General features: G+C 71.9%; 21 protein-coding genes and 1 pseudogene. 9 read left to right on the top strand and 13 right to left on the bottom strand.

The window, feature by feature from the left end:
- Nucleotides 1-4: 4 nt before the first annotated feature.
- Nucleotides 5-1,483, bottom strand: coding sequence for an FG-GAP-like repeat-containing protein (locus tag IE258_RS21705; protein WP_189745967.1), 1,479 nt, complete (start codon nt 1,481-1,483; stop codon nt 5-7).
- Nucleotides 1,484-1,766: 283 nt separating this feature from the next.
- Nucleotides 1,767-2,144, bottom strand: a complete 378-nt coding sequence (locus tag IE258_RS21700; protein ID WP_189745964.1) for a nuclear transport factor 2 family protein — start codon at nt 2,142-2,144, stop codon at nt 1,767-1,769.
- A 167-nt stretch (nt 2,145-2,311) separates the two neighbouring features.
- On the opposite strand from IE258_RS21700, the gene IE258_RS21695 reads away from it, so the two are divergent.
- A complete protein-coding gene (locus IE258_RS21695) occupies nt 2,312-3,472 on the top strand; it encodes an alpha/beta hydrolase family protein (RefSeq protein WP_189745962.1) in 1,161 nt (386 codons plus the stop codon).
- A 17-nt stretch (nt 3,473-3,489) separates the two neighbouring features.
- On the opposite strand, the gene IE258_RS21690 is transcribed toward IE258_RS21695, so the two are convergent.
- Nucleotides 3,490-6,342, bottom strand: coding sequence for an FAD-binding and (Fe-S)-binding domain-containing protein (locus IE258_RS21690; RefSeq protein ID WP_189745960.1), 2,853 nt, complete (start codon nt 6,340-6,342; stop codon nt 3,490-3,492).
- A 111-nt stretch (nt 6,343-6,453) separates the two neighbouring features.
- On the opposite strand from IE258_RS21690, the gene serC reads away from it, so the two are divergent.
- Entirely contained in the window at nt 6,454-7,572 is a 1,119-nt protein-coding gene (gene serC, locus IE258_RS21685) for a phosphoserine transaminase (protein ID WP_189745958.1), read from the top strand.
- 82 nt (nt 7,573-7,654) lie between these two features.
- Here the strand turns inward: serC and IE258_RS21680 are convergent, their stop codons facing one another.
- The 4 genes and pseudogenes from IE258_RS21680 to IE258_RS21665 form a co-directional block, all read right to left on the bottom strand.
- On the bottom strand, nt 7,655-7,930 hold the full coding sequence (locus tag IE258_RS21680; protein WP_189745956.1) for a hypothetical protein: 276 nt from the start codon (nt 7,928-7,930) through the stop codon (nt 7,655-7,657).
- A 182-nt stretch (nt 7,931-8,112) separates the two neighbouring features.
- Nucleotides 8,113-8,367: pseudogene (locus tag IE258_RS21675) on the bottom strand (hypothetical protein); the annotation flags it as partial.
- A gap of 116 nt (nt 8,368-8,483) precedes the next feature.
- The gene (locus tag IE258_RS21670) at nt 8,484-9,326 is read right to left on the bottom strand and encodes an ABC transporter permease (protein ID WP_189745954.1); all 843 of its coding nucleotides are present in this window, start codon (nt 9,324-9,326) and stop codon (nt 8,484-8,486) included.
- On the bottom strand, nt 9,323-10,321 hold the full coding sequence (locus IE258_RS21665; RefSeq protein ID WP_189745951.1) for an ATP-binding cassette domain-containing protein: 999 nt from the start codon (nt 10,319-10,321) through the stop codon (nt 9,323-9,325). The genes IE258_RS21670 and IE258_RS21665 overlap by 4 nt, the downstream gene beginning before the upstream one ends.
- A 95-nt stretch (nt 10,322-10,416) precedes the next feature.
- On the opposite strand from IE258_RS21665, the gene IE258_RS21660 reads away from it, so the two are divergent.
- Nucleotides 10,417-11,295, top strand: coding sequence for a TetR/AcrR family transcriptional regulator (locus IE258_RS21660; protein ID WP_189745949.1), 879 nt, complete (start codon nt 10,417-10,419; stop codon nt 11,293-11,295).
- Here the strand turns inward: IE258_RS21660 and IE258_RS21655 are convergent.
- Entirely contained in the window at nt 11,269-12,255 is a 987-nt protein-coding gene (locus IE258_RS21655) for a WD40 repeat domain-containing protein (RefSeq protein ID WP_189745947.1), read from the bottom strand. The two genes, IE258_RS21660 and IE258_RS21655, sit on opposite strands and share 27 nt — an antisense overlap.
- A gap of 112 nt (nt 12,256-12,367) precedes the next feature.
- Here IE258_RS21655 and IE258_RS21650 point away from each other — a divergent pair, with 112 nt between their 5' ends.
- Nucleotides 12,368-13,048, top strand: a complete 681-nt coding sequence (locus tag IE258_RS21650) for a GDSL-type esterase/lipase family protein (protein ID WP_189745945.1) — start codon at nt 12,368-12,370, stop codon at nt 13,046-13,048.
- Here the strand turns inward: IE258_RS21650 and IE258_RS21645 are convergent.
- Entirely contained in the window at nt 13,030-13,794 is a 765-nt protein-coding gene (locus IE258_RS21645) for an aminoglycoside adenylyltransferase family protein (RefSeq protein ID WP_189745942.1), read from the bottom strand. The genes IE258_RS21650 and IE258_RS21645 overlap by 19 nt on opposite strands.
- 90 nt (nt 13,795-13,884) lie before the next feature.
- Here IE258_RS21645 and IE258_RS21640 point away from each other — a divergent pair, with 90 nt between their 5' ends.
- Complete coding sequence (locus IE258_RS21640) at nt 13,885-14,478, top strand: Uma2 family endonuclease (RefSeq protein ID WP_189745940.1); 594 nt, start codon at nt 13,885-13,887, stop codon at nt 14,476-14,478.
- Between the two features lie 48 nt (nt 14,479-14,526).
- The gene (locus IE258_RS21635) at nt 14,527-15,519 is read left to right on the top strand and encodes an aldo/keto reductase (protein ID WP_189745938.1); all 993 of its coding nucleotides are present in this window, start codon (nt 14,527-14,529) and stop codon (nt 15,517-15,519) included.
- A 141-nt stretch (nt 15,520-15,660) separates the two neighbouring features.
- Here the strand turns inward: IE258_RS21635 and thpR are convergent, their stop codons facing one another.
- From thpR to IE258_RS21620, 3 genes are read right to left on the bottom strand one after another with little or no spacing between them, the layout of a single operon-like run.
- Nucleotides 15,661-16,233, bottom strand: a complete 573-nt coding sequence (thpR, locus tag IE258_RS21630; RefSeq protein ID WP_189745935.1) for an RNA 2',3'-cyclic phosphodiesterase — start codon at nt 16,231-16,233, stop codon at nt 15,661-15,663.
- A 44-nt stretch (nt 16,234-16,277) separates the two neighbouring features.
- Nucleotides 16,278-17,645, bottom strand: a complete 1,368-nt coding sequence (locus IE258_RS21625) for an MFS transporter (protein ID WP_189745933.1) — start codon at nt 17,643-17,645, stop codon at nt 16,278-16,280.
- A 27-nt stretch (nt 17,646-17,672) separates the two neighbouring features.
- On the bottom strand, nt 17,673-18,110 hold the full coding sequence (locus IE258_RS21620) for a MarR family winged helix-turn-helix transcriptional regulator (protein ID WP_087808724.1): 438 nt from the start codon (nt 18,108-18,110) through the stop codon (nt 17,673-17,675).
- A gap of 150 nt (nt 18,111-18,260) precedes the next feature.
- On the opposite strand from IE258_RS21620, the gene IE258_RS21615 reads away from it, so the two are divergent.
- Nucleotides 18,261-18,449, top strand: a complete 189-nt coding sequence (locus tag IE258_RS21615; RefSeq protein ID WP_061447031.1) for a hypothetical protein — start codon at nt 18,261-18,263, stop codon at nt 18,447-18,449.
- Between the two features lie 21 nt (nt 18,450-18,470).
- On the opposite strand, the gene IE258_RS21610 is transcribed toward IE258_RS21615, so the two are convergent.
- A complete protein-coding gene (locus tag IE258_RS21610) occupies nt 18,471-19,928 on the bottom strand; it encodes an NCS2 family permease (RefSeq protein ID WP_189745931.1) in 1,458 nt (485 codons plus the stop codon).
- 203 nt (nt 19,929-20,131) lie between these two features.
- Between IE258_RS21610 and IE258_RS21605 the strand changes: the two genes are divergently transcribed.
- The gene (locus IE258_RS21605; protein WP_189745929.1) at nt 20,132-20,428 is read left to right on the top strand and encodes a DUF2530 domain-containing protein; all 297 of its coding nucleotides are present in this window, start codon (nt 20,132-20,134) and stop codon (nt 20,426-20,428) included.
- Nucleotides 20,429-20,559: 131 nt separating this feature from the next.
- A complete protein-coding gene (locus tag IE258_RS21600; protein WP_189745927.1) occupies nt 20,560-22,968 on the top strand; it encodes an HAD-IC family P-type ATPase in 2,409 nt (802 codons plus the stop codon).
- Nucleotides 22,969-23,044: the final 76 nt, after the last annotated feature.

The following is a 23,044-nucleotide window of genomic DNA, read 5'->3' as shown; positions in this document are numbered from 1 at the left end:
GGTTTTAGTGGGCGATCTCCCCGCCGCCCATCAGCAGGTCCAGCCCCTCGGTGTCGTCGAAGGTGCCCTCGGTCAGCCGGGTGACGCCGGTGGTGGACGGTCCCCCGGCGGTGCCCGGCAGCAGGTACGTGACGCCCTCGACCGTGTCACTGCCCGGCGCGGTCACCACGAGGTCGGCCCGTCCGTCGCCGTCCAGGTCGGTGAGGCCCACGGCGCCGCCGAAGTCGGCGTCCCCGCCCGGCGCGGCGCCGAGGTCGTCCCCGTCGAACAGCCGGGCACCCTCGCCGCCGAGCCCGTCCGGACCGCCCGCCAGGAACAGCACCTGCTCGGGCCCCGGCTCCCCGTACACGTCCCACCGGGGAGCCCCGGCCACCACGTCCGCGTACCCGTCGCCGTTGACGTCCCCGGTGTCCAGGCCGGTGAAGACGGCGTCCTCGTCCTGGGGTTCCGTGCCGGGTACGCCGGGAGTGTCGCGGTCGACGGTCGTCGTCCGGTCCCCCGGCCCCGCCGCGGACCCGTACACCACCGTCACCGAGCTGCGGCTGGCGTCGCCGCCCCGGGGGCTGAGGACCAGGTCGCCGTATCCGTCGCCGTCCACGTCGCCGATCGCCCCCTCGCCCGCGTCGGGGAGCCGGGTGTCCTCGGGCTGCGTGAAGCCGTCCCGGCCGCCGCGCAGGTAGCTCACCGGCCGGGTCCGGTCCCGCCAGGGCACCTCGGCTCCGGTGTCGGCGTCGTGGATGCTCACCAGGTCGTCGTAGTTCGCGCCCTCGACGTCCGGGGCGGGACGGCGCGGAGCGGGGACGCGGCCCGTCCCGGCGGGGGCGCCGTCCCGCCCGAACGGCCCCTTGAGCAGGCCCTTGCCGGAGCCGAGCCCGAAGACCAGGTCGGGATGCCCGTCCCCGTCGAAGTCACCGGCGGCGAGCTGCTCGTCCAGGATCGGGTCGTCGGCCCAGGAGACGTGGCTGCCGTCCGTCCCCGGCACCCGGACGCCACGCGACAGCCCGCCCTCGGACCCCCACATGATGATCACGCTGGGCTTCCAGTCGAAGACGGATGCGGCGAGATCGGTGTACCCGTCCCCGTCGAAGTCGCGGGCCACGACATCGGTCCCGAAGAACGCCTCGTCCCGGTTGCCGCCGGGTATCCCGGGGTCGTCCTGCGTCAGGTACTGGCAACGGGCGATCCCGGTCCCGTCCCCCGCCCCGTAGGCGATCTCGATACTGCCCCCGCCGTACCCGCCGGGCACGTCCCCCATCGAGCCGAGGGCCAGGTCGGGGTGCCCATCCCCGTCGAAGTCGGCGACGCCGTCCGGCGCGGGCCGGTCGGATGCGGGCCGGTTCGACCCGGGGTCGGTGGACGCGGTGCCGTGGACTCCACCCGTCCCGCACCCGTACGGCGCGGCGATGCCGGCCGGTCCCCCAGCGGCGACCACCATCCCCGCGGCGACCGCCAACGCCACGACGACCGCACCGCCCCCGATCACCCAAGCCCGCTTACCACCCCACCGCCGCGACGCCGCCTCCACCTGATCACCCGAACCGTCCATACGAACGATCACGCACCGGTCGCGGCACCCGGTTCCGACGCCTCGGACGGGCCGACGTCCCACGACGGGTCCGAGGCCCGCTTCGACCTCAGCCCTCGAGAGACAGACCGAGGGCGGAGTGCATGGACGAGCAGGTCCGGCGCAGGAGTGCGGGCAGTTCGCCCGGCAGGCAGTCGGGCAGACCAGCCGGCGCGGCCCCTGGACTCGCCGCTGGGACGACTCATGCGGCGGACGGTTCGATCTCCCCCGCGAAGACGATGACCTGGTCGATGAGGCTCCGTCGCAGATGGACGACGTCCGTTCCCGCCAGGCGGGGGCCGCCGTCCGGCGTGGTGAAGACCCACTGGTACCGGGCCCACTCGTCGGGCATGTCCACCGCCGAGCAGCGCACCATCGTGCCGGTCCCCGCCGGGTGGCGCCGGATGTCCAGCACGAACCGCTCGACCGCCGCGATTCCCTCGCTGCGACCCAACGGCCCCCAGAAGACCACGTCCGAGGTCAGAGCCTGGGAGAGCAGGGCCGTCACATAGCTGTCGTCGGAGGCGTTGAACGCGGAGATGAACGTGTCGATCGCGGAGCCTGCAATCTCTTCCTGCATGCCCCAGTAATACCAGCCGCCTCGCGTGCGCTCGTCCCGCGAGCCGCCTTCCGATCCCGGTGCTCCCACGGTGGCATCCCGGCGCCGGTCGTCAGACCTCGGTCGTACGCCCAAGTACCCCTCTGCTCCGACGCCTTGAGCGGGCCCCGACGCCTAGCGTCGGCCGCATGACCGGCAGATCACGCACCTCACGCAGAACCGTCCTCACCGCACTGCTCGCGGGAGCAGTGTCCGTACCCCTCCTCGGGGCCGCCCCCGCGTCGTCGGTGCCCGCCACGGCGCTGGAGTTGCCCCGGCCCACCGGCCCCCACCCCGTGGGCCGCCGCACCCTGCACCTCGTGGACCGGCATCGCGGCGACCCCTGGGTGCCGACGGCGCGGGGCCGGGAGTTGATGGTGTCCGTGTCCTACCCGGCACGCTCGTCCGGCGGACGCCCGGCGGCGTACATGACCGAGAGTGAGGCGCAACGGCTCCTGGAGGCCAAGGGACTCGCCGGCGTCGTACCGGCCGCGACGGTCGCGGGGACGCGTACGCACGCGCAGGCCGGCGCGCCCCCTGCGCCGAGTCGCCTCCCCCTCGTACTGCTGTCCCCCGGCTTCTCCATGCCCCGCACCACGCTCACCGCGCTCGCCGAGGAGTTGGCCGCCCGCGGTTACGTCGTCGCCGTCGTGGACCACGCCTACGAGTCCGTCGGGACGGAGTTCCCCGGGGGCCGGGTCCCGCCGTGCGTGGCCTGCGACCGGGTCGGCGTCGACGTCGACGAGGCGACGGTCGTGCGGGGCCGGGCCGCGGACCTCTCCTTCGTGATCGACGAGCTGATCGACCGCCGGAGTACGGGGGCACTGGCGCGCATGATCGACCCGGGCCGTATCGGCGTCGCCGGGCATTCGATCGGCGGAGCGGCGGCCCTGGCCACGATGGCGGCGGACCGCCGGGTACGGGCGGGGGTCAACCTGGACGGGGGCTTCTTCGTGCCGGACGCGGGACACGGCATCGGCGGACGCCCGTTCATGATGGTCGGAGCCGAGGCCGTCCACGGTCCCGGCAACACCGCGAGCGACTGGGCCGAGACCTACGACCGCCTGCACGGCTGGAAGCGTTGGCTGACCGTGTCCGGAGCCGGGCACTTCTCCTTCACCGACATCCCCTGGCTGGCGGAGCAGCTGGGGCTGCCCGATCCGGAGGTGCCGCTCTCGGGCGAGCGGGGCTGGTACATCACCCGCGACTACGTCGGCGCCTTCTTCGACCTCCACCTGCGCGGCATCTCCCAGCCCCTCCTCCACGGCCCCGCGTCCTCCCACCCCGAGGTCCACTTCCACCGGCCGTAGGAGACCCACCGGCCCCCTCACTCCAGCCCTTCCGCCAGCACCTCCGCCAGATGCCGCCCCCGCACCCCCGCCAGCTGCTCCAGCTGGGTCCGGCAGGAGAAGCCGTCCGCCAGGACCACCGCGCCGTCCGGAGCCTCGCGCACCGCGGGGAGGAGCTGGTGCTCGGCGCACGCGGCCGACACCTCGTAGTGGCCGGCCTCGAAGCCGAAGTTGCCCGCGAGGCCGCAGCAGCCGCCGCTCAGCTCACCGGCCAGGCCCGCCGACTCGCGCAGGCGCCGGTCGGCCGCGTCGCCGAGGACCGCGTGCTGGTGGCAGTGGGTCTGGCCGACCGCCGGGAGGTTCACCTGAGGCGGTGTCCAGTCGGGGGCGTGCCGCTCCAGGGCCTCCGCGAAGGTCAGCACACGCGCCGCCAGCCGGGCCGCGCGCGGGTCGTCGTGCAGCAGCTCGGGCAGGTCCGTGCGCAGGGCGGCGGCGCAGCTCGGCTCCAGGACGACGACCGGCGCGGACGTCTCCAGCACCGGGGCCATCAGGTCCAGGGTGCGGCGCATCACCGCCCGGGCCCGGTCGAGTTGGCCCGTGGAGACGTACGTCAGGCCGCAGCAGACCTGTCCCCGGCGGGCCGTCAGCAGCGCCACGGCCGACCTCGACGTACCGTCGCCGACCACCGCACCTCCCCGCAGCGTCGGCGGCAGCGCCACCCGCAGCCCCGCCGCCTCCAACACCCGTACGGCCGCCCGGCCGACGGAGGGCGAGAGGTGCTCGGTGAAGGTGTCGGGCCACAGGACCACCAGGTCCCCGCCCTCGGCCGGCCGCCCTCCCCGCCTCCGCCACCACCGGCTGAACGTCTCCCCCGCCGGCCGCGGCACCTCCCGCTCCCCCGCGATTCCGCCCAGCCGCTTCGCCACCGCCGCCAACGGCCGTACCGTCGCGAGCGCGTTGACGACCGGTGCCGTCCGCGTCCGGGCCGCCCAGCGCAGCCACACAGGCAGCCATCCCATCGCGTAGTGGGCGGCGGGGCGGCGGCGCCCGGCGTAGTGGTGGTGCAGGAACTCCGCCTTGTACGTGGCCATGTCGACCTCGACCGGGCAGTCGGAACGGCAGCCCTTGCAGGACAGGCACAGGTCCAGGGCGTCCCTGACCTCCGTCGACCGCCAGCCGTCCGTGACCAGTTCACCGGCGAGCATCTCGTGCAGCAGGCGGGCGCGCCCGCGCGTGGAGTGCGCCTCCTCCCCCGTCGCACGGTACGACGGGCACATCACGCCCGCCCCCGACACCGACGTCGTACGGCACTTGGCGACCCCCACGCAGCGGCGCACCGCCGCCGAGAAGTCGCCGCCGTCGGACGGATACCCGAACTCCACGTCCACCGGCTCGCGCGGCAGGACGGAGAAGCGGAGGTTGGCGTCGAGCGGGGCCGGGCGGACCAGCATCCCCGGGTTGAGGAGGTCGTCCGGGTCCCACACCGCCTTCGCGCGCTCGAAGAGGGCGACCGTCTCGGCGCCGTACATCCTCGGCAGCAGCTCGGCCCGCGCCTGCCCGTCCCCGTGCTCCCCGGACAGCGAACCGCCGTGCGCCACCACCACGTCCGCCAGCTCCTCCGAGAAGCGGCGGAAGCGCGCCACGCCGTCCGCCGACAGCAGGTCGAAGTCGATGCGTACGTGGATGCAGCCGTCGCCGAAGTGCCCGTACGGCGTGCCGCGCAGCTCGTGGGCGGTGAGCAGGCGCCGGAAGTCGCGCAGATAGCCGCCCAGCCGGGCCGGCGGCACCGCGCAGTCCTCCCACCCCGGCCACGCCTCCGAGCCGTCCGGCATCCGGGTCGCCGTACCGCTCGCGTCCTCCCGGATCCGCCACAGCGTCCGCTGCCCGCCCGGGTCGGTGACGACGAGGGCGTCCACGACGTCCGCCGCCCGCACGACCGCCTCCGCGCGGGTGCGTGCCTCCGCCTCCGTGTCGCCGCCGGTCTCCACGAACAGCCAGGCGCCGCCGCGGGGCAGTCCCTCCGTGGACGGCACCAGGTCCACCGCCATGCCCTCCACCGTCAGCGGGCCGAGCGGCAGCAGCCCGGCCGCCGCCTCCGCCGCGCCCGCCTCGTCGGCGTAGCCCAGCACCGCCAGCGCACGCGCGCGGGGCGACTCGACCAGCCCTACGACCGCCTCCGTCAGCACGCCCAGCGTGCCCTCGGAGCCGCAGAAGGAGCGGGCCACGTCCGCGCCCCGCTCCGGGAGCAGGGCGTCCAGCGCGTAGCCGGAGATACGGCGCGGGAGATCGGGGAAACCGGTGCGCAGCCGGGCCAGCTCACCGTCCACCAGCCCGCGCAGCCCCTCGGGTGCCCCGGCCCAATCCTGCCCGAGCCGCAGCCGCCTCCCCCGCGCGGTGAGCACGGACAGCTCGCGCACGCTGTCCGCCGTCGTGCCCCACGCCACCGAGTGGGAGCCGCAGGAGTTGTTGCCGATCATCCCGCCGATCGTGCAGCGGCTGTGGGTGGAGGGGTCGGGCCCGAAGCGCAGTCCGTGCGGGGCGGCAGCATCCTGGAGCCGGTCGAGTACCACCCCCGGCTGGACGACGGCCGTACGCGCCTCCGGATCGATCCCGACCAGCCGGTTCATGTGCCGGGTGAAGTCCAGCACCACGCCCGTGCCGGTCGCCTGCCCGGCGATGGACGTGCCGCCGCCCCGCGCCACGACCGGCACACCGCGCTCCCGGCACACCTCCAGTACGGCCGCCACGTCGTCGGCGTCCCTCGGGGCCACGACCCCGAGCGGGACCCGCCGGTAGTTCGACGCGTCCATGGTGGTCAGCGCCCGGGACGTGGTGTCGAACCCGACCTCGCCGCGGACGGCCCTGCGCAGTGCTGCCTCCAGATCGGTCATGCCCTCCAGCATGGGCGCTCGTAGCTCCGTACAGGTCCGCACGGCGGAGATCTCGTCTCATCGGACGGACATGTCTTCGTCCGGTTTGGCCGAGGGGATACCCTCCGGCTCGTGGCTGACATCCAGATTCCTGCTGACATGAAGCCCGCGGACGGTCGTTTCGGCGCGGGTCCCTCCAAGGTGCGGGTGGAGGCGCTGGACGCCCTGGCCGCCACCGGTACGTCCCTGCTCGGCACCTCCCACCGCCAGGCGCCCGTCAAGAACCTGGTCGGCAAGGTCCGCGAGGGCATCCGCGAGCTGTTCCGGCTCCCCGACGGCTACGAGGTGATCCTGGGCAACGGCGGCTCCACCGCGTTCTGGGACGTCGCGACCCACGGCCTGATCGAGAACAAGTCGCAGCACCTGAGCTTCGGCGAGTTCTCCTCCAAGTTCGCCAAGGCCGCGAAGCTCGCCCCCTGGCTGGCCGAGCCGACCGTCGTCTCCGCCGACCCGGGCACCCACCCCGAGGCCCGCGCCGAGGCCGGCGTGGACGTGTACGGCCTGACGCACAACGAGACCTCCACCGGTGTCGCCATGCCGATCAAGCGCGTGGCCGGTGCCGACGAGGGCGCCCTCGTCCTGGTCGACGCGACGTCCGGCGCGGGCGGCCTTCCGGTCGACATCTCGGAGACCGACGTCTACTACTTCGCCCCGCAGAAGTCCTTCGCCTCCGACGGCGGCCTGTGGATCGGCGTGTTCTCCCCGGCCGCGATCGAGCGCGCCGAGCGCGTGCACGCGTCCGGCCGCCACGTCCCGGAGTTCTTCTCGCTGCCGACGGCGATCAACAACTCCCGCAAGAACCAGACGTACAACACCCCGGCGCTGGCGACGCTGTTCCTCCTCGGCGAGCAGCTGGACTGGATGAACGGCCAGGGCGGCCTGGACTTCACCACGGCCCGCACCAAGGACTCCTCGTCCCGCCTGTACACGTGGGCCGACGAGTCCAAGTACGCCACCCCGTTCGTCTCGGACCCGGCCAAGCGCTCGCAGGTCATCGGCACGATCGACTTCTCCGACGACATCGACGCCGCCGCCGTCGCCAAGGTGCTGCGCGCCAACGGCATCGTCGACACCGAGCCGTACCGCAAGCTCGGCCGCAACCAGCTCCGCGTCGCGATGTTCCCGGCGATCGCCCCGACGGACGTCGAGGCCCTGACGAAGTGCGTCGACCACGTCATCGAGAAGCTGTAGCCGTCACGACCGGCCGACCGGTCCAACGACGGAGGGCGCCCGGCGGACCATCCACCGGGCGCCCTCCGCATGTCCGCGGGTCCTACTCCTCGCCGAACAGCTCCTCGGCATGCGTCGCGCTCAGCGAGCGGTCGAGCCAGGTGCCCAGAACATCGAGGTCCGTGCAGCCGATGACCCGCTCCCGGACGGAGTCGGGGATCTCGACACCCCGCACGTGGAGGATGTGCAGAATGTCCTCGGCCTTGCCCTCGGCCTTGCCCTCGGCCTTGCCCTCGCTCTGCCCCTTGGCGCGGCCCTCGAGCCAGGACTCCTCGACGATCGAGTTGCTGCCCGGGAAGTTCGGGGTGTAAGTGGCCATCAGATGCCTCCAGCAGTCACGACCCGGGCCCTCACCCAGTCCGATTTCGACGATCTCCGCCCAGTCGGCCCATGCCAAGTCACCGTCGGCGCGAGAGACGGAAGGTGCCCCCCGGGGGGCGGTGGGTCAGGCCAGTCCCGCCGCTATGGCGCGGCGGACCGCGTCGGCGCGGTCGCGGATGTGAGGTGCCCGTCGAGTGCCCGGATCCGGGTGTAGACGCCGCCCGCGACGCCGAGTACGGCGCCCGCGCCCGCCAAGGCCGCGATCAGCACCAGGTCGTTGCCGCCGGTCGGGACGGAGTCCAGGTACGAGTACGCCACGAAGGCCACGATCCCCAGCGGGATCAGGAACGTCCTGTGGTCGAGTCGGCCCTCCCGCAGCTGCCGGAAGACGACGAGGACGAGGGCGATGTCGGTGATCCACTCAGTCGTTGTCATGCCCTCAAGGCTGCTCCGACCAGGCGCTCGGCACCTGGACCCACGGGTGGAGCCGGGGGTGGAGATCCACCGCTCGCCCGGTCTCCACCCCCGGCCCCGAAGCCCCCCGAACGCCCCTACCGGCCCAGCCGCTGGAACCTCCGTACCGCCAGCGGCAGGAAGACCGCCGTCAGGACCGCCGGCCACACGCCCGCCATGAGCAGCGCGTGCTGTTCGACCCACGAGTCGCCGCCGCCGACCGGCGTGCCGAACAGGTCGCGGGCGGCCGCCGCCGTGGAGGAGATCGGGTTCCAGGCGGCCACCCAGCCCAGCCAGTCGGGCATCAGCTGCGGGGCGACGAAGATGCTGGAGATCATCGTCAGCGGGAACGCCACGGCGAACAGGCCGCCCGCCGCCTCCGGGTTGGGGACCAGCAGGCCCAGCCACACGCCGACCCAGATCAGGGCGAACCGCAGCCACAGCAGCAACCCGAACGCGGCCAGGAAGCCCCAGCCGCCGTCCGGACGCCAGCCCATGGCCAGCGCCGTCAGCATCATGATGGCCAACTCCGCGCAGGCGACGACCAGATCGGTCACCCCGCGCCCCGCCACCACCGCCGAGGACGACATCGGCATGGAGCGGAAACGGTCGATGACCCCCTTCGTGGAGTCGTACACCACGACCGTCGCGGTGTTGATGAAGCCGAAGGCCATGGTCATCACGAACATGCCCGGCATCAGGAAGTCCTTGTAGTCCCCGCCGCCGGGCACGGTCATCGCACTGCCGAAGACATAGCCGTAGAGCAGGACGGACAGGATGGGGAAGCCCAGCTGCCAGGCGATGTTGACGGGCTGGCGCTGATAGTGGGTCAGGCCGCGGCGGACGATGTTGCCGCAGTCGGCGAGCAGCCAGTACAGCCGCCCGCGCTCGCGCGGGACCGTCGCCGGGCCGGCGGCGCCGTCGACGTCGAGGGTGCTCATGCCGCCACCGCCTCCTTCTCCGTGCTCGCCGTGTCCTGCGCGCTCCCCGCGCCCGTACGGTGGCCGGTCAGGCGCAGGAACACGTCGTCGAGGCTCGGCCTGCGCAGCCCGATGTCCTCCACGGCGACGCCCTCGTCCTGGAGGGTGCGCGCCACCTCGGTGAGGGCCGACACCCGGTCGGTGACCGGGGCGTGCACGCGCAGCGCCTCGTCCTCCACCTCCGGTTCGCCCTTGCAGACCCGGGCGACCGTCTTCACCACCCCGGGGATCTCGGCGCGGTCGGCCACCACGACCTCGATCCGGTCGCCGCCGACCAGGTTCTTCAGCCCGTCCGGGGTGTCGTCGGCGATGGCCCGGCCCCGGTCGATGACGGTGATGCGGGAGGCCAGCTTGTCGGCCTCCTCCAGGTACTGCGTGGTCAGCAGGACCGTCGTGCCACTGGCCACCAGCGCGCGGACCGACTCCCAGACCTCGCCGCGACTGCGCGGGTCCAAGCCCGTCGTCGGCTCGTCCAGGAACAGCACGGACGGGGCGAGGATCATCGACGCGGCGAGGTCGAGACGCCGCCGCATGCCGCCGCTGTACTTGCCCACGCCCCGGTCGGCCGCGTCGGTCAGGTCGAACCGCTCCAGCAGCTCGACCGCGCGAGCCCGGGCCCGCCTGCCGCCCAGGTGGAACAGGCGGCCGAACATCTCCAGGTTCTGCCGACCGGTGAGCACCTCGTCCACGGCCGCGTACTGGCCGGTGAGGCCGATCCGCGCCCGCACCGCACGGGCCTGCCGGGCGACGTCGAGGCCCGCCACCTCGGCCCGTCCCCCGTCCAGCCGGATCAGCGTGGACAGGATGCGCACGGCCGTGGTCTTGCCCGCGCCGTTCGGCCCGAGCAGGCCGTGCACGGTGCCCTCGCGGACGGTCAGGTCGAAGCCGTCCAGGGCGCGTTTGTCGCCGTACCTCTTCTCCAGGCCCTCGGCCCGTACCGCGTACGTGTCACTCATGAGTCCCAGCCCCCTTCCACTTCCCAACTGGGTACACCGTACCCGATTACGCGTACACCGTACTCAGTTTCTTGGCACGGTTCTAAACTGACCGCATGGCAAGCGGTACGGAGACCAGCGGCAGCGGCGACATCGGCCGCACCCTCGAACTGTTGTGGGACACCGGCCGACGCCCCAGCCGGGGCCCGAGGCCGGGACTGACGCTGGAGCGGATCGTGGAGGCCGCCGTCGAGGTCGCCGACCGGGACGGGCTCGGCGCGGTCTCGATGCGCCGGATCGCCACCGAGCTGGGCACCGGCACGATGTCCCTGTACCGCTACGTCCCCGGCAAGGGCGAGCTGCTCGACCTGATGCTGGACCGCGTGCAACGCCCGTCCGAGAACCCCGCCGACCTCGGCGACGGCGGCTGGCGGACGGCGCTCCACGCCCTCGGCCACGCCACGCTCGCCCTCTACCGCCGCCACACCTGGCTGCTGGAGGTCAACCAGTCGCGCCCGATCCTCGGCCCGTCCGCCCTGGACGGCATGGAGAGGGTGCTCTCCCGCATCAAACCGATGGGCCTGTCCGACCCCGAGCTGGTCTCGGTGATCGTCATGATCGACGGGTACGTCGTCGGGGCCGCCCGCACGCAGGTGTACGAGCGGGAGGCCGAGCGCAGCTCCGGGCTGACGGACGCGGAGTTCTGGCAGGCCCAGGAGCCGGCGCTGGTCGAGGCGATGAACAGCGGGCGCTACCCGGTGCTGTCCACCCTCTCCGAGGACGCCTTCGGCACCGGCTTCGACCACTTCGAGTTCGGGCTGCAGCGCATCCTGGACGGGCTGGAGGTACTGGTGACCGCGCGCCGGGCGGCGGCGGATCCGGCCACCCCGGACGGCCCGGCCACCCCGGACGGCCCGCTCACCCCGGACGGCCCGCCCACCCCGGACGCCCCGGCCCCGGCGGACGGCTCAGCGGCGCCGGGACAGCCGGCGTAGGCCGAGCAGAGCCGCGAGGGCGAGGACCAGCCCGACCGCGCCGACCTTGAGCGTGACCCCGCCCGGGCCGTCGGACCCGGCGGAGTCCCCGCCCGAGGCGTCGGAACCGCCGCCGGAACCGCCGCCCTTGCCCGGCACGTCCTCCGCCTTCACTGGGCTGTTGGCGCCCTCCATGCCGAGCAGCAGTTTCTTGCCGTCGGTGGTGTAGGTGGCGGACTCGCCCTGCCCCAGGGGCACGCTGATCCGCCCCTTGCGCTGGATCTTCCCGCCGTTCCAGTCGTACCAGATGCCCCCGAGATAGCCGCGCACGGCGAACTGCTCGCCGTCCGGGGAGAACGCGGCGTCCGTCGCCCACAGGTCCACGGGCACGGTGGGCTTGAAGACGTTGCTCCCGGAGGACGACAGCTTCGCCGGGCCCTCGTACAGGTGCCCGCCGTCCTCGTTCTTGTCGATGATGTAGACCCGCCCGGTCTTCGGGTGGACCAGCATCGACTCCGCGTCGCGGGAACCGTCCGCGTACTTCACCACGTACTGCGTCGCCCTGACCGTCTGGTCCTTCAGCTCCGTCGGCTCGGGCAGCTCGTAGATCCACACGTACGGCCAGGTCACGCCGTCGTTGTCGCCGATGTCACCGACGAAGATCTTGTTCCCGGGTCCGATGCCGATCGCTTCCACGTCACGCGGTGTGCCGACGCCGGACAGCGCGACGCGGGCGACGGTCTCGCCGGTGGCGCCGTCCACGGCGTAGATGTACGGGCCGGTGTCCTGGTCGTTGTGGGTCCAGTAGATGCCGGGGTGCAGGCGGGACGCGGCGAGGCCGCTGGACTCGGTGATGCGCGGGTCCTTGATCGTGAACCCGTCGCTCCCGGCGGGCGCGTCGCCCCCGTCCGCCGCTGAGGCGGGCACGGCGAACGCACCCACGAGAAGGGCCGCGGCGAGGAGGGCGAAGGGTCGGCGCATGCGCCAAGCCTGCCATCCCGCGCGGGCGTTCACGTCGGCGGTCACCCCCTCGGTCACCCTGCGTGGTCGGGCTCACATCGCGCCGACCAGGCCGATCGTCCATGATGAGCGGATGCTCAGGTTCATGTTCGTCGGTGACTCCATGACGATCGGGAGCGCCGGCGAACACACGTGGCGCTACCGGCTGTGGCAGCACCTGCGCGACTCCTACGGCCGCCCCTTCACCTTCGTCGGCCCGCGCGAGACCCTCCACGACCAGGTGACGGACGCGCCCACCTCGTACGCCTACGCCGATCCCGACTTCCCCCGCGCCCACCTGGCCGGCTGGGGCGAGGGCTGGCACCACATGGCCCCGCTGATCGCGGAGACGGTACGGGCCTGCCGCGCGGACGTGCTCCTGGTCTCCCTGGGCCTGATCGACCTGGGCTTCTACACCAACGCCGAGCAGACCAACGACAACGTCCGCGCCTTCGTGGCGAACGCGCGCTCGGCGAACCCACGCGTGCGCGTGGCCGTGATGCCGGTGCTGCACAACATCCGGGTGGACGCGGACGACACCTTCGCCGAACAGGTCGCCCACTTCAACGAACTCCTGGCGAAGACCACCACCGACCTCGACGACCCGCGCTCCCCGCTGCTGTTCGTCCCGCCGCCACCCGCGTACGACTTCCACACGGACACCTACGACGGCACGCACCCCAACGAGAGCGGCGAGCACCGGATCGCGGAGGCGTTCGCGACGGCGATGGACGAGGAGTGGGGGCTGGGCGGGCCCTACTCCCCCGCCTCGTAGGCCGCCCGGATCTCCCGGACCAGCCGGTCGGCACAGGACCGCACGGCCCGGCCGTTCCAGTCCTCCGTCTCCTGTCCGAGGTAGACGGCGCGCGCGTGGGCGAGCGGCGGCCGGTACGGGGCAGGCAGCCGCCCCAGGGCCCAGTCCGCCGCCGCGTCCTTCGACCGGATGTCACCGGTGACGAGCGTGCTCCAGACGCGGGCGAGGGTGAGCAGCACGTTGCGCGTGTCCGACTCCAGCTCGCCCAGCAGCTCCGGCACCCCGGCGGTGATCGCCCGCCGCAGGTCGAAGTGCGGCACGGGGTCGAGCAGGGCCGCGGGCGGCGGGCCGTACAGCGGGGCGTCGGCGCGCAGCACCATGGTCAGGAGCGGGGCGAGGTCGGGGTCGTCCTCCGGCTCCGGGACGGCGCCGCGTTCGTAGGCGTCGCGCAGCCACTCGCCGTACAGGTACTCCCGGCGGGGCGGATACCGCCAGGGCCGGACCTCGTCCCGCACCACGGCGATCAGCTCGACGGGGCGCCCTTCGCCGCCGGACACGCCGAGCAACTCCCCGGTGAGCCGCGCGCGTTGCCCGTACGTCGTCGGACGCGCCAGGACGACGAGGAGATCGAGGTCGCTGTACGGGCGCAGCCCGCCGAGGGTGGCCGAGCCGTGCGCGTAGACGCCGAGCACGTCGCCGTCCTCGTCGAGGTGGCGCCGGACGAGGGCGACGAGGTGGTCGGTGCGGTCCCGGTCCCGCTCTGGCATATGCGCGTCCTCCCGTGTCCAGGTCGCCGTGCGTATCGTTGTACCGCGCGGCTGTACTCGTCGTTGGGTCAGCCGGGGAGGAGCGCCACGATGACCGTCCTTGACGACAGGATCGCGATGGCCGAGAGCGACAACACGCGTCGACTCGACGAGATGTTCGAGCGACTCGAGAGGATGCCCGTCCCCGAGGGTTACAAGGTCGAGGTCGTCGGGGGGGTTGTCTACATGGCACCGCAGCGGGACATCCACTGGGAAACCATCCTCGAGATTCTTTGGGCTCTGGAAGATCACTTCGGCCGGCGGCAGGCGAGGATCCTCTCGGACGTCCGCATCGACTTCCCCGGCCACGAGAACGGGTTCTGTCCGGACGTCGCCAAGATCAAAGCTGGGGCGAAGAAGGACGCCAACGGCAAGTGGCGCTACGCGGATGTCGAGTTCGTGGCCGAAGTCATTTCCAGAGGCACGGCGCGGAACGACTACGAAGCCAAGAAGACCGCCTACGCCCTCGCGGAGGTACCGGTCTATCTCATCGCTGACCCCTATGCACGCAGGTGCCGCTTGTTCACCCACCCCAAGGACGGCATCTACGTGACCGACACCTCCATCGAGTACGGCGGAATCGTAGACATGACAAACACGCACCTGGGCCTCACTCTCAGGACAGCCGACTTCCCCCGCGACTGAGCGGGCCCGCTTGCCTGGAGCGCACTCCAAGTCGTTGGCTTGGGGACCATGAAGTACACGCAGCTCGGACGCACGGGACTCAAGGTCAGCCGGCTCGTCCTCGGCACCATGAACTTCGGTCCGCAGACCGACGAGGCCGACAGCCACGCCATCATGGACGCGGCGCTGGACGCCGGCATCAACTTCTTCGACACCGCCAACGTGTACGGCTGGGGCGAGAACAAGGGCCGCACCGAGGAGATCATCGGCAACTGGTTCGCCAAGGGCGGCGACCGGCGCGACAAGACCGTCATCGCCACCAAGGTGTACGGCAACATGGGCGCCGACGGCGAGGCGTGGCCCAACCACGACAAGCTGTCCGCCGTGAACATCCGGCGGGCGGTGGACGCCAGCCTGAAGCGGCTGCGGACCGACCACATCGACCTGTACCAGTTCCACCACATCGACCGCGCCACCGGCTTCGACGAGATCTGGCAGGCGATCGACACCCTGGTCCAGCAGGGCAAGGTGCTGTACGCCGGGTCGTCGAACTTCCCCGGGTACAAGATCGCGCAGGCCAACGAGACCGCCGCCCGGCGCGGCGGCACCATCGGCCTGGTCAGCGAGCAGTGCCTGTACAACCTGGCGGAGCGGCGTGCCGAGATGGAGGTGATCCCGGCCGCGCAGGAGTACGGCCTCGGCGTCATCCCGTGGTCCCCGCTGCACGGCGGGCTGCTCGGCGGGGTCATCAAGAAGGAGGTCCAGGGCGGTCGCCGGGCCTCGGGGCGCGCGGCCGACGCCCTGGCCGACCCCGCGCAGCGGGCGCAGGTCCAGGCGTACGAGGACCTGCTCGACAAGCACGGCGTCGAACCGGGCGAGACGGCGCTGGCCTGGCTGCTGACCCGGCCCGGCGTGACCGGTCCGATCGTGGGGCCGCGCACCGCCGAGCAGCTCGCGTCGGCGCTCAGGGCCGTGGAGCTGGAGCTGTCGGACGAGCTGCTGACCGGGCTCGACGAGGTCTTCCCGGGTCCCGGGCCCTCCCCGGAGGCCTTCGCCTGGTAGCGGGGTGAGGCGATGAGCGGGGCGGCGGCCGCCCCACGGGCCGGTCAGCCGAGGGCCGCCGCCACCGCCACCACGACGAGCATCAGCACGAGCACACCGGCCATGATCCGGTTACGGGTCTTCGGTTCCACGCCCCCGAGCCTAACCGGCTGCGCCGAGCGGGCTGCGGGCGACCGCCTCGTAACGGGGCTGCTCGCCCGGCACGCCCGACTCCGGCAGGTTGCTGCGGACCAGTGCCAGGTCGGTCACGGTCCAGGTGGGGCCGGTGAAGCCGGACAGCGCCTCGACGTAGGGGCGGACGTCGAAGGACTGCCTGCTGCGGGCCAGGGTCAGGTGGGGCTTGTAGCGCCGGTGCTCGCCCATCTCGACGCCCGCCCTGCGTCCCGCCGACTCCGCCCGGTCGGCCAGCAGCCGCAGGGTCGCCAGGCCGCCCTCGGCGCCCGCCCACAGCGCCCGCCCGCGCCCGAACTGGCCGCCTCCGCGCAGCGCCAGCTCGAAGGGCGCGGTGCGGCGGGCCGCCCGCTCCAGGCGGGCCGACAGGTCGGGTAGGAGGTCGTCGTCGACCTCGCCGTAGAAGGCGAGGGTGAGGTGCCACCCCGGGCGGCCGGTCCACCGCAGCCCGTCCGCACCGGGCAGCCCCCGCAGCACGGCCACCTCGTCGGCGAGCGCGGCGGTGACGTCCTCGGGCGGCAGCACGGCGGCGAACAGTCTCATGCCGCCAGCCTCGCAGAGCCCCGCCGCACAGTCCCCCGGATCTCCTACGCCGCCGGTGCCAGTGCCTCCCGGCGCTCGCGCGCCACGAAGCGGACCTGCGGGTGGCCGCGGTGCCAGCCGACCGACAGGCGCAGGTTGCCGACGCGGGCCAGGACCAGGCCGATGACGAGCGCGGCGGTGGCGGCCACCGCGCCGCCCGCGGCGAAGCCGACCCGGGCGCCGTAGGTGTCGGTGACCCAGCCGACGATCGGGGCGCCGACCGGGGACCCGCCGAGGAAGACCATCATGTACAGGGCCATCACACGGCCCCGCATGGCCGGGTCGGTGGACATCTGGATGCTGGTGTTGGCGGTGACGTTGACGGTCATGCTGAAGACGCCGATCGGCACCATGAGCAGCGCGAAGAGCCACAGCTCGGGCGCGGTCGAGGCCACGATCTCCAGGGCGCCGAAGCCGAGCGCCGCCGCGATCAGGACGCGCAGCCGGGCGGTGCCGCGGCGGGCTGCGAGCAGGGCGCCGGCCAGCGAGCCGACGGCCATGAGGGTGTTGAAGAGGCTGTACGCGCCGGCACCGGCGTGGAAGACGTCGTCGGCGAAGGCGGACAGGAAGACCGGGAAGTTGAAGCCGAAGGTGCCGATGAACCCGACCAGCACGATGGTCCAGATCAGCTCGGGGCGGCCGGCCACGTAGTGCAGGCCCGCGCGCAGCTGGCCCTTGCCGCGCGGGGCGGGCCGGACGATGTGCAGCTCGCGGGCGCGCATCAGCAGCAGGCAGGTGAGCGGCGCGACGAAGGACAGGCCGTTGGCGAGGAACGCCCAGCCGGTGCCGACCCCGGTGATCATCAGACCGGCGACGGCGGGGCCGACGAGCCGGGCGGACTGGAAGTTGGCCGAGTTCATGCTGACCGCGTTCTGCAACTGGTCGCGGCCGACCAGCTCGGAGACGAAGGTCTGGCGCGCCGGGTTGTCCATGACGGTGGCCAGGCCCATCGCGAAGGCGGCGACGTAGACGTGCCAGACCTGGACGTGTCCGCTCAGGGTGAGGACGGCGAGGGCGAGCGCGGTCAGGGCCATCGCGGACTGGGTGACCAGCAGCGTGGGCCGCTTGGGCAGGCGGTCGACGAGGACGCCGCCGTAGAGGCCGAAGAGGAGCATGGGCAGGAACTGCAGGGCGGTGGTGATGCCGACGGCGGCCGAGGAGCCGGTGAGGCTGAGCACCAGCCAGTCCTGGGCGATGCGCTGCATCCAGGTGCCGATGTTCGAGACGACCTGGCCCATGAAGAACAGGCGGTAGTTCCTGACCTTGAGAGAGGCGAACATCGACGTCCTGCGAGGGGCGTCGGGGGTCGTGGTGGTCGGGTTGTCGGGGCCGTCAGGTGCGGGGGCGGAAGCTGCTCCGGATCCCGTACTCAAAAGGTTCGCCTCCTCGCGAGAACTGCCTTACTTGTGTGCGAGCTTCTCCAGCACGGGGGCGGCGGCGCGCAGTTTCGCCCACTCGTCCTCGTCGAGCCCCTCGACCAGAGTGGCCAGGAACGCGTTCCGCTTGCGGCGGCTCTCCTCGAGCATCACCACGGCCTGCTCGGTCTGCGTCACGACCTTCTGGCGCCGGTCCTCGGGGTGCGGCTCCAGCCGGACCAGGCCCTTGGCCTCGAGCAGCGCCACGATGCGGGTCATCGAGGGCGGCTGGACGTGTTCCTTGCGGGCCAGCTCGCCCGGGGTCGCACTGCCGCACAGGCCCAGGGTGCCCAGCACCGACATCTCGGTGGGACTGAGCGACTCGTCGACCCGCTGGTGCTTGAGTCGGCGGGACAACCGCATCACGGCGGAGCGCAGGGAGTTCACGGCGGCGGCGTCGTCGCCATGCTTGAGGTCCGGCATGTTCCTTAGCCTAACTCATTAGTCTCGCGAAATACCACCGCACGACCGTCCGCCTGCCCGTGACGCCCGCCACTGAAACCAGCAGTTCACCCGTACGAGTGAGTCGTTTCCGGAAATGGAGGCATCACCCGGCCGACCCGGGCGACCCTCGTGCTCATGGGGACCAGCGTGCTCAGCCTGCGGATAGACGGGGAGCTGCTCGACCGGCTCCGGGACCATGCGGCCAAAAGAGGAATGAGCGTCCAGGACTATGTCGTCCGGACGCTCATTCGGGATGACTTCGACGAGCGGTTCCAGTCCGCCGTGGAGGAGACGGAACGGTTCTACGGGGTCACCTGAGGCTCACCCGAGCAGTGCCGATCAGGTCAGGCCCAGGGCCGGCATCAGGTAGTAGAAGGCGAAGACCGCCGACACCACGTGCATCGCGACCGGCACCTCGCGGCCCCGTCCGGCCGCCAGGCGCAGCACCGAGAAGGTGATGAAGCCCATGCCGATGCCGTTCGTGATCGAGTAGGTGAACGGCATCATCAGCATCGTCACGAAGGCCGGGATGGCGATGGTGAAGTCGGACCAGTCGATCTCCCGGATCGAACCGGCCAGGATCAGGAAGCCGACCGCGATCAGCGCGGGGGTCGCCGCCTGCGACGGGACCATGGTGGCGACCGGCGTGAGGAACAGCGCCAGGGCGAACAGGGCGCCGGTGACGATGTTGGCGAAGCCGGTGCGGGCACCCTCGCCGACGCCCGCCGTGGACTCCACGAAGCAGGTGGTGGCGGAGGCGGAGCTGGCGCCGCCCGCGGCGACCGCGATGCCGTCGACGAACAGGACCTTGTTGATGCCCGGCATCTGGCCCTCTCCGTCGGTCAGCTTCGCCTCGTCGCTGACGCCCATGATCGTGCCCATCGCGTCGAAGAAGCACGACAGCAGCACCGTGAAGACGAACAGCACCCCGGTCAGCACGCCGACCTTGTCGAACCCGCCGAACAGGCTGACCTCGCCGACCAGCCCGAAGTCGGGCGTGGCGACCGGGTTGCCGGGCCACTCCGGGGTGGTCAGGCCCCAGGACGGGATGTCGGTGACCGCGTTGATGATCACCGCGAGGACCGTCATCACGACGATGGAGATCAGGATGGCGCCCGGGGTCCTGCGGACGATCAGCGCGAGGGTCAGCAGCACGCCGAGGACGAAGACCAGGACCGGCCAGCCGTGCAGGTGGCCGCCCACGCCCAGCTGGAGCGGGACGGTGGTCTGCGCGGCGTCGGGCATCCGGGTGATGAAGCCGGAGTCGACGAGGCCGACGATCATGACGAACAGGCCGATACCGATGGAGATGGCCTTGCGCAGGCCGTAGGGCACCGCGTTCATCACGCGCTCCCGCAGACCGGTGGCGACCAGCAGCATGACGATGAAGCCGGCCAGCACCACCATGCCCATGGCGTCCGGCCAGGACATCCGCGGGGCGAGCTGGAGGGCGACGACGGAGTTCACGCCGAGACCGGCGGCGAGCGCGATCGGCACGTTGCCGATGACGCCCATCAGGAGGGTGGTGAAGGCGGCCGTCAGCGCGGTGGCGGTGACCAGCTGACCGTTGTCGAGCTGGTTGCCGTACATGTCCTTCGCGCTGCCCAGGATGATCGGGTTCAGCACGATGATGTAGGCCATCGCGAAGAAGGTGGCGAAGCCGCCGCGGATCTCACGGGGCAGGGTGCTGCCGCGCTCGGAGATCTTGAAGTAACGGTCGAGACCGTTCTGCGGGGGACGCCGGTCTTCCGGCGACTCGGGGGACGGTGGGACCTTGGCGGAGGCCGAGGTGGACATGCGGGGACCTCATCACCAACAGGTTCCCCCACGGCCTTGTCGGTGTTCCTATTGGTGTTTTCTACGAATGAAAGCGGTCAGAGACAAACGGGTTCAGTATGAACGTATGAGCCCCTGATCGCTATCTCCGCGCGTAGACCCGCTCAATCACCGCGTGGCGCCGCGCCGTCAACCCGTTCGCACGCTCCTCGTAAGCTGTACGCATGACGAAGTGGACACCCAGGCACGAGGCGCCGGAGCCCCTGGAGGGCCCCGTGGTCCCGACCATCGTCGGCGGCACCATCCTCTGGTTCGTCCTCTTCCTGGTGCAGCTGCCGTTCTACGGCTGGTTCGACGACCACGGGCACACCTGGTGGGTGTGGACCTGCCTGGCCGGCGCGGGCCTCGGCCTGATCGGCATCTGGTACGTCCGGGGCCGCGACGCCGCACTCAAGCGGGACGCCGCCGCGCGGGACGCACAGGATCCGCAGGGCACGCAGGCGGACCGGCCCACCGCCTAGGACCGGGCGCCCACCGGCTAGTACCCCGGTAGTACCAGGGCAGCACACCGCGCCGGGCCGCCTCGTACCCAGGTCGGATCTTCTCCGCACTCGGTGGGTGAAGCCGTAAAACCGCACGTACCGTCGATTGCATGACGCATCTCGACGCGGACAGACGCGATCCCGCGCACCCCGCGCACGCCGTTGACACCTCTTCGCCCGCGACCGGACTCACGGCTGCCGGGGTCGCCGAACGGATCGCCCGCGGCCAGGTCAACGACGTGCCGGTGCGCAGCAGCCGCTCACTGGCCGACATCGTCCGCGCCAACGTCTTCACCCGGTTCAACGCGATCATCGGCGTGCTCTGGGTGATCATGCTGATCGTCGCGCCGATCCAGGACAGCCTGTTCGGCTTCGTGATCCTCGCCAACACCGGCATCGGCATCATCCAGGAGTGGCGGGCGAAGAAGACCCTCGACTCGCTGGCCGTGATCGGCGAGGTCCGGCCGACGGTGCGCCGGGACGGGAAGCCCGCCGAGATCAGTACGTCCGAGATCGTGCTGGACGACGTCATCGAGATCGGCCCCGGCGACAAGGCCGTGGTCGACGGGGTGTGCGTCGAGGCGGACGGGCTGGAGATCGACGAGTCGCTGCTGACCGGCGAGGCCGACCCGGTCGTCAAGCAGCCCGGCGACCAGGTCATGTCGGGCAGCTTCGTGGTCGCGGGCGGCGGCGCCTTCCGGGCGACCAAGGTGGGCCGCGAGGCGTACGCGGCGCAGCTCGCCGAGGAGGCGTCCCGCTTCACGCTGGTCCAGTCCGAGCTGCGCTCCGGCATCTCGACGATCCTCAAGTACGTCACCTGGATGATGGTCCCGACCGCGATCGGCCTGATCCTCAGCCAACTGCTCGCCAAGGACAACGAGCTGGACGACTCGATCGCGCGCACCGTCGGCGGCATCGTGCCCATGGTCCCCGAGGGCCTGGTCCTGCTCACCTCCGTCGCCTTCGCGATCGGCGTCATCCGGCTCGGCCGCAAGCAGTGCCTGGTCCAGGAGCTGCCCGCGATCGAGGGGCTGGCCCGGGTCGACACCGTCTGCCTGGACAAGACCGGCACCCTCACCGAGGGCGGCATGGACGTCACCGACCTGCGCCTGCTCGACGGCGCCGACGAGGGACACGTCCGTGCCGTGCTCGGCGCCCTCGGCGCGTCCGACCCGCGCCCCAACGCCTCGCTCCAGGCGATCATCGACACCTACCCGGTCGACGGGTCCGCCGGGGCGTGGCGCTCCACGGGGGCGCTGCCCTTCTCCTCCGCCCGCAAGTACAGCGGCGCCACCTTCGACGAGGGCGACGGCGAATCCCGTACCTGGCTGCTGGGCGCCCCGGACGTGCTGCTGGCCGAGGACGACCCGGCGCTCGCCGAGACCGGGCGGCTCAACGAGCAGGGCCTGCGGGTGCTGCTGCTGGCCCGCACCGACCGGGGGCTGGACGACCCCGGGGTGGCCCGAGGGGTGACGCCCACCGCCCTGGTCGTCCTGGAACAGCGGCTGCGCCCGGACGCCGCCGACACCCTGCGCTACTTCGCCGACCAGGACGTCCGCGCCAAGGTCATCTCCGGCGACAACGCGGTGTCGGTCGGCGCGGTCGCCGCCAAGCTCGGGCTGTCCGGCGCCACCGTGGACGCGCGCCGGCTGCCCGCCGAGCAGGAGGAGATGGCGGGCGCCCTGGACGAGGGCACCGTGTTCGGGCGGGTCACCCCGCAGCAGAAGCGGGACATGGTGGGCGCCCTCCAGTCACGCGGGCACACGGTCGCCATGACCGGCGACGGCGTCAACGACGTCCTCGCGCTCAAGGACGCCGACATCGGCGTGGCGATGGGCTCCGGCTCGGAGGCGACCCGGGCGGTCGCGCAGATCGTGCTGCTCAACAACAGCTTCGCCACGCTGCCGTCGGTGGTGGCCGAGGGCCGCCGCGTCATCGGCAACATCACGCGCGTGGCGACCCTGTTCCTGGTCAAGACCGTGTACTCGGTACTCCTGGCGATCCTGGTGGTCTGCTCCCAGGTGGAGTACCCGTTCCTGCCCCGCCACCTCACCCTGCTCTCCACCCTCACCATCGGCGTCCCGGCCTTCTTCCTGGCCCTGGCCCCCAACAAGGAGCGGGCCAGGCCCCACTTCGTACGGCGCGTGATGCGGTACGCGATCCCGGGCGGGGTGGTGGCCGGAGCGGCGACCTTCGTGACGTACCTCGTCGCCCGGCAGCACTACACCGGCCCGAACGCGCTGGACGCGGAGACGAGCGCGGCGACGCTGACGCTGTTCCTGATCTCGATGTGGGTGCTGGCGATCATCGCCCGGCCCTACACCTGGTGGCGGGTGCTGCTGGTGGCGGCGATGGGGCTGGGCTTCGTGATCGTGCTGGTGGTGCCGTGGTTGCAGGACTTCTTCGCGCTGAAGCTGGTGGGGGTGACGATGCCGTGGACTGCCGTCGGCGTTGCGGTGGCTGCGGCGACCGTGCTGGAACTCCTGTGGAGGTGGGTGGATCGGCGGTTCCCGGTGTGACGGGTGCGGGTTCGTTGCCGACTGCTGCGCCGTGGTGGCTGGTCGCGCCCACGCGGCGGAGCCGCACATCGAACAC

Source organism: Streptomyces tendae (genome assembly GCF_014650435.1).
GTDB classification, from domain to species: domain Bacteria; phylum Actinomycetota; class Actinomycetes; order Streptomycetales; family Streptomycetaceae; genus Streptomyces; species Streptomyces tendae.
Note: the sequence above shows the minus strand (reverse complement) of the source record. Positions and strands in the feature narration are given on the sequence as shown.

Bases quoted from the DNA above. Each gene is read 5' to 3' on its own strand.
- IE258_RS21610 (WP_189745931.1), bottom strand. From the start codon at position 19,928: ATGTCCACCTCGGCCTCCGCCAAGGTCCCACCGTCCCCCGAGTCGCCG.
- IE258_RS21655 (WP_189745947.1), bottom strand. From the start codon at position 12,255: ATGCGCCGACCCTTCGCCCTCCTCGCCGCGGCCCTTCTCGTGGGTGCG.
- IE258_RS21670 (WP_189745954.1), bottom strand. From the start codon at position 9,326: ATGAGCACCCTCGACGTCGACGGCGCCGCCGGCCCGGCGACGGTCCCG.
- IE258_RS21665 (WP_189745951.1), bottom strand. From the start codon at position 10,321: ATGAGTGACACGTACGCGGTACGGGCCGAGGGCCTGGAGAAGAGGTAC.
- IE258_RS21635 (WP_189745938.1), top strand. From the start codon at position 14,527: ATGAAGTACACGCAGCTCGGACGCACGGGACTCAAGGTCAGCCGGCTC.
- IE258_RS21700 (WP_189745964.1), bottom strand. From the start codon at position 2,144: ATGCAGGAAGAGATTGCAGGCTCCGCGATCGACACGTTCATCTCCGCG.
- IE258_RS21605 (WP_189745929.1), top strand. From the start codon at position 20,132: ATGACGAAGTGGACACCCAGGCACGAGGCGCCGGAGCCCCTGGAGGGC.
- IE258_RS21645 (WP_189745942.1), bottom strand. From the start codon at position 13,794: ATGCCAGAGCGGGACCGGGACCGCACCGACCACCTCGTCGCCCTCGTC.
- thpR (WP_189745935.1), bottom strand. From the start codon at position 16,233: ATGAGACTGTTCGCCGCCGTGCTGCCGCCCGAGGACGTCACCGCCGCG.
- IE258_RS21680 (WP_189745956.1), bottom strand. From the start codon at position 7,930: ATGGCCACTTACACCCCGAACTTCCCGGGCAGCAACTCGATCGTCGAG.
- IE258_RS21620 (WP_087808724.1), bottom strand. From the start codon at position 18,110: ATGCCGGACCTCAAGCATGGCGACGACGCCGCCGCCGTGAACTCCCTG.
- IE258_RS21650 (WP_189745945.1), top strand. From the start codon at position 12,368: ATGCTCAGGTTCATGTTCGTCGGTGACTCCATGACGATCGGGAGCGCC.
- IE258_RS21695 (WP_189745962.1), top strand. From the start codon at position 2,312: ATGACCGGCAGATCACGCACCTCACGCAGAACCGTCCTCACCGCACTG.
- IE258_RS21640 (WP_189745940.1), top strand. From the start codon at position 13,885: ATGACCGTCCTTGACGACAGGATCGCGATGGCCGAGAGCGACAACACG.
- IE258_RS21690 (WP_189745960.1), bottom strand. From the start codon at position 6,342: ATGACCGATCTGGAGGCAGCACTGCGCAGGGCCGTCCGCGGCGAGGTC.
- IE258_RS21600 (WP_189745927.1), top strand. From the start codon at position 20,560: ATGACGCATCTCGACGCGGACAGACGCGATCCCGCGCACCCCGCGCAC.
- IE258_RS21660 (WP_189745949.1), top strand. From the start codon at position 10,417: ATGGCAAGCGGTACGGAGACCAGCGGCAGCGGCGACATCGGCCGCACC.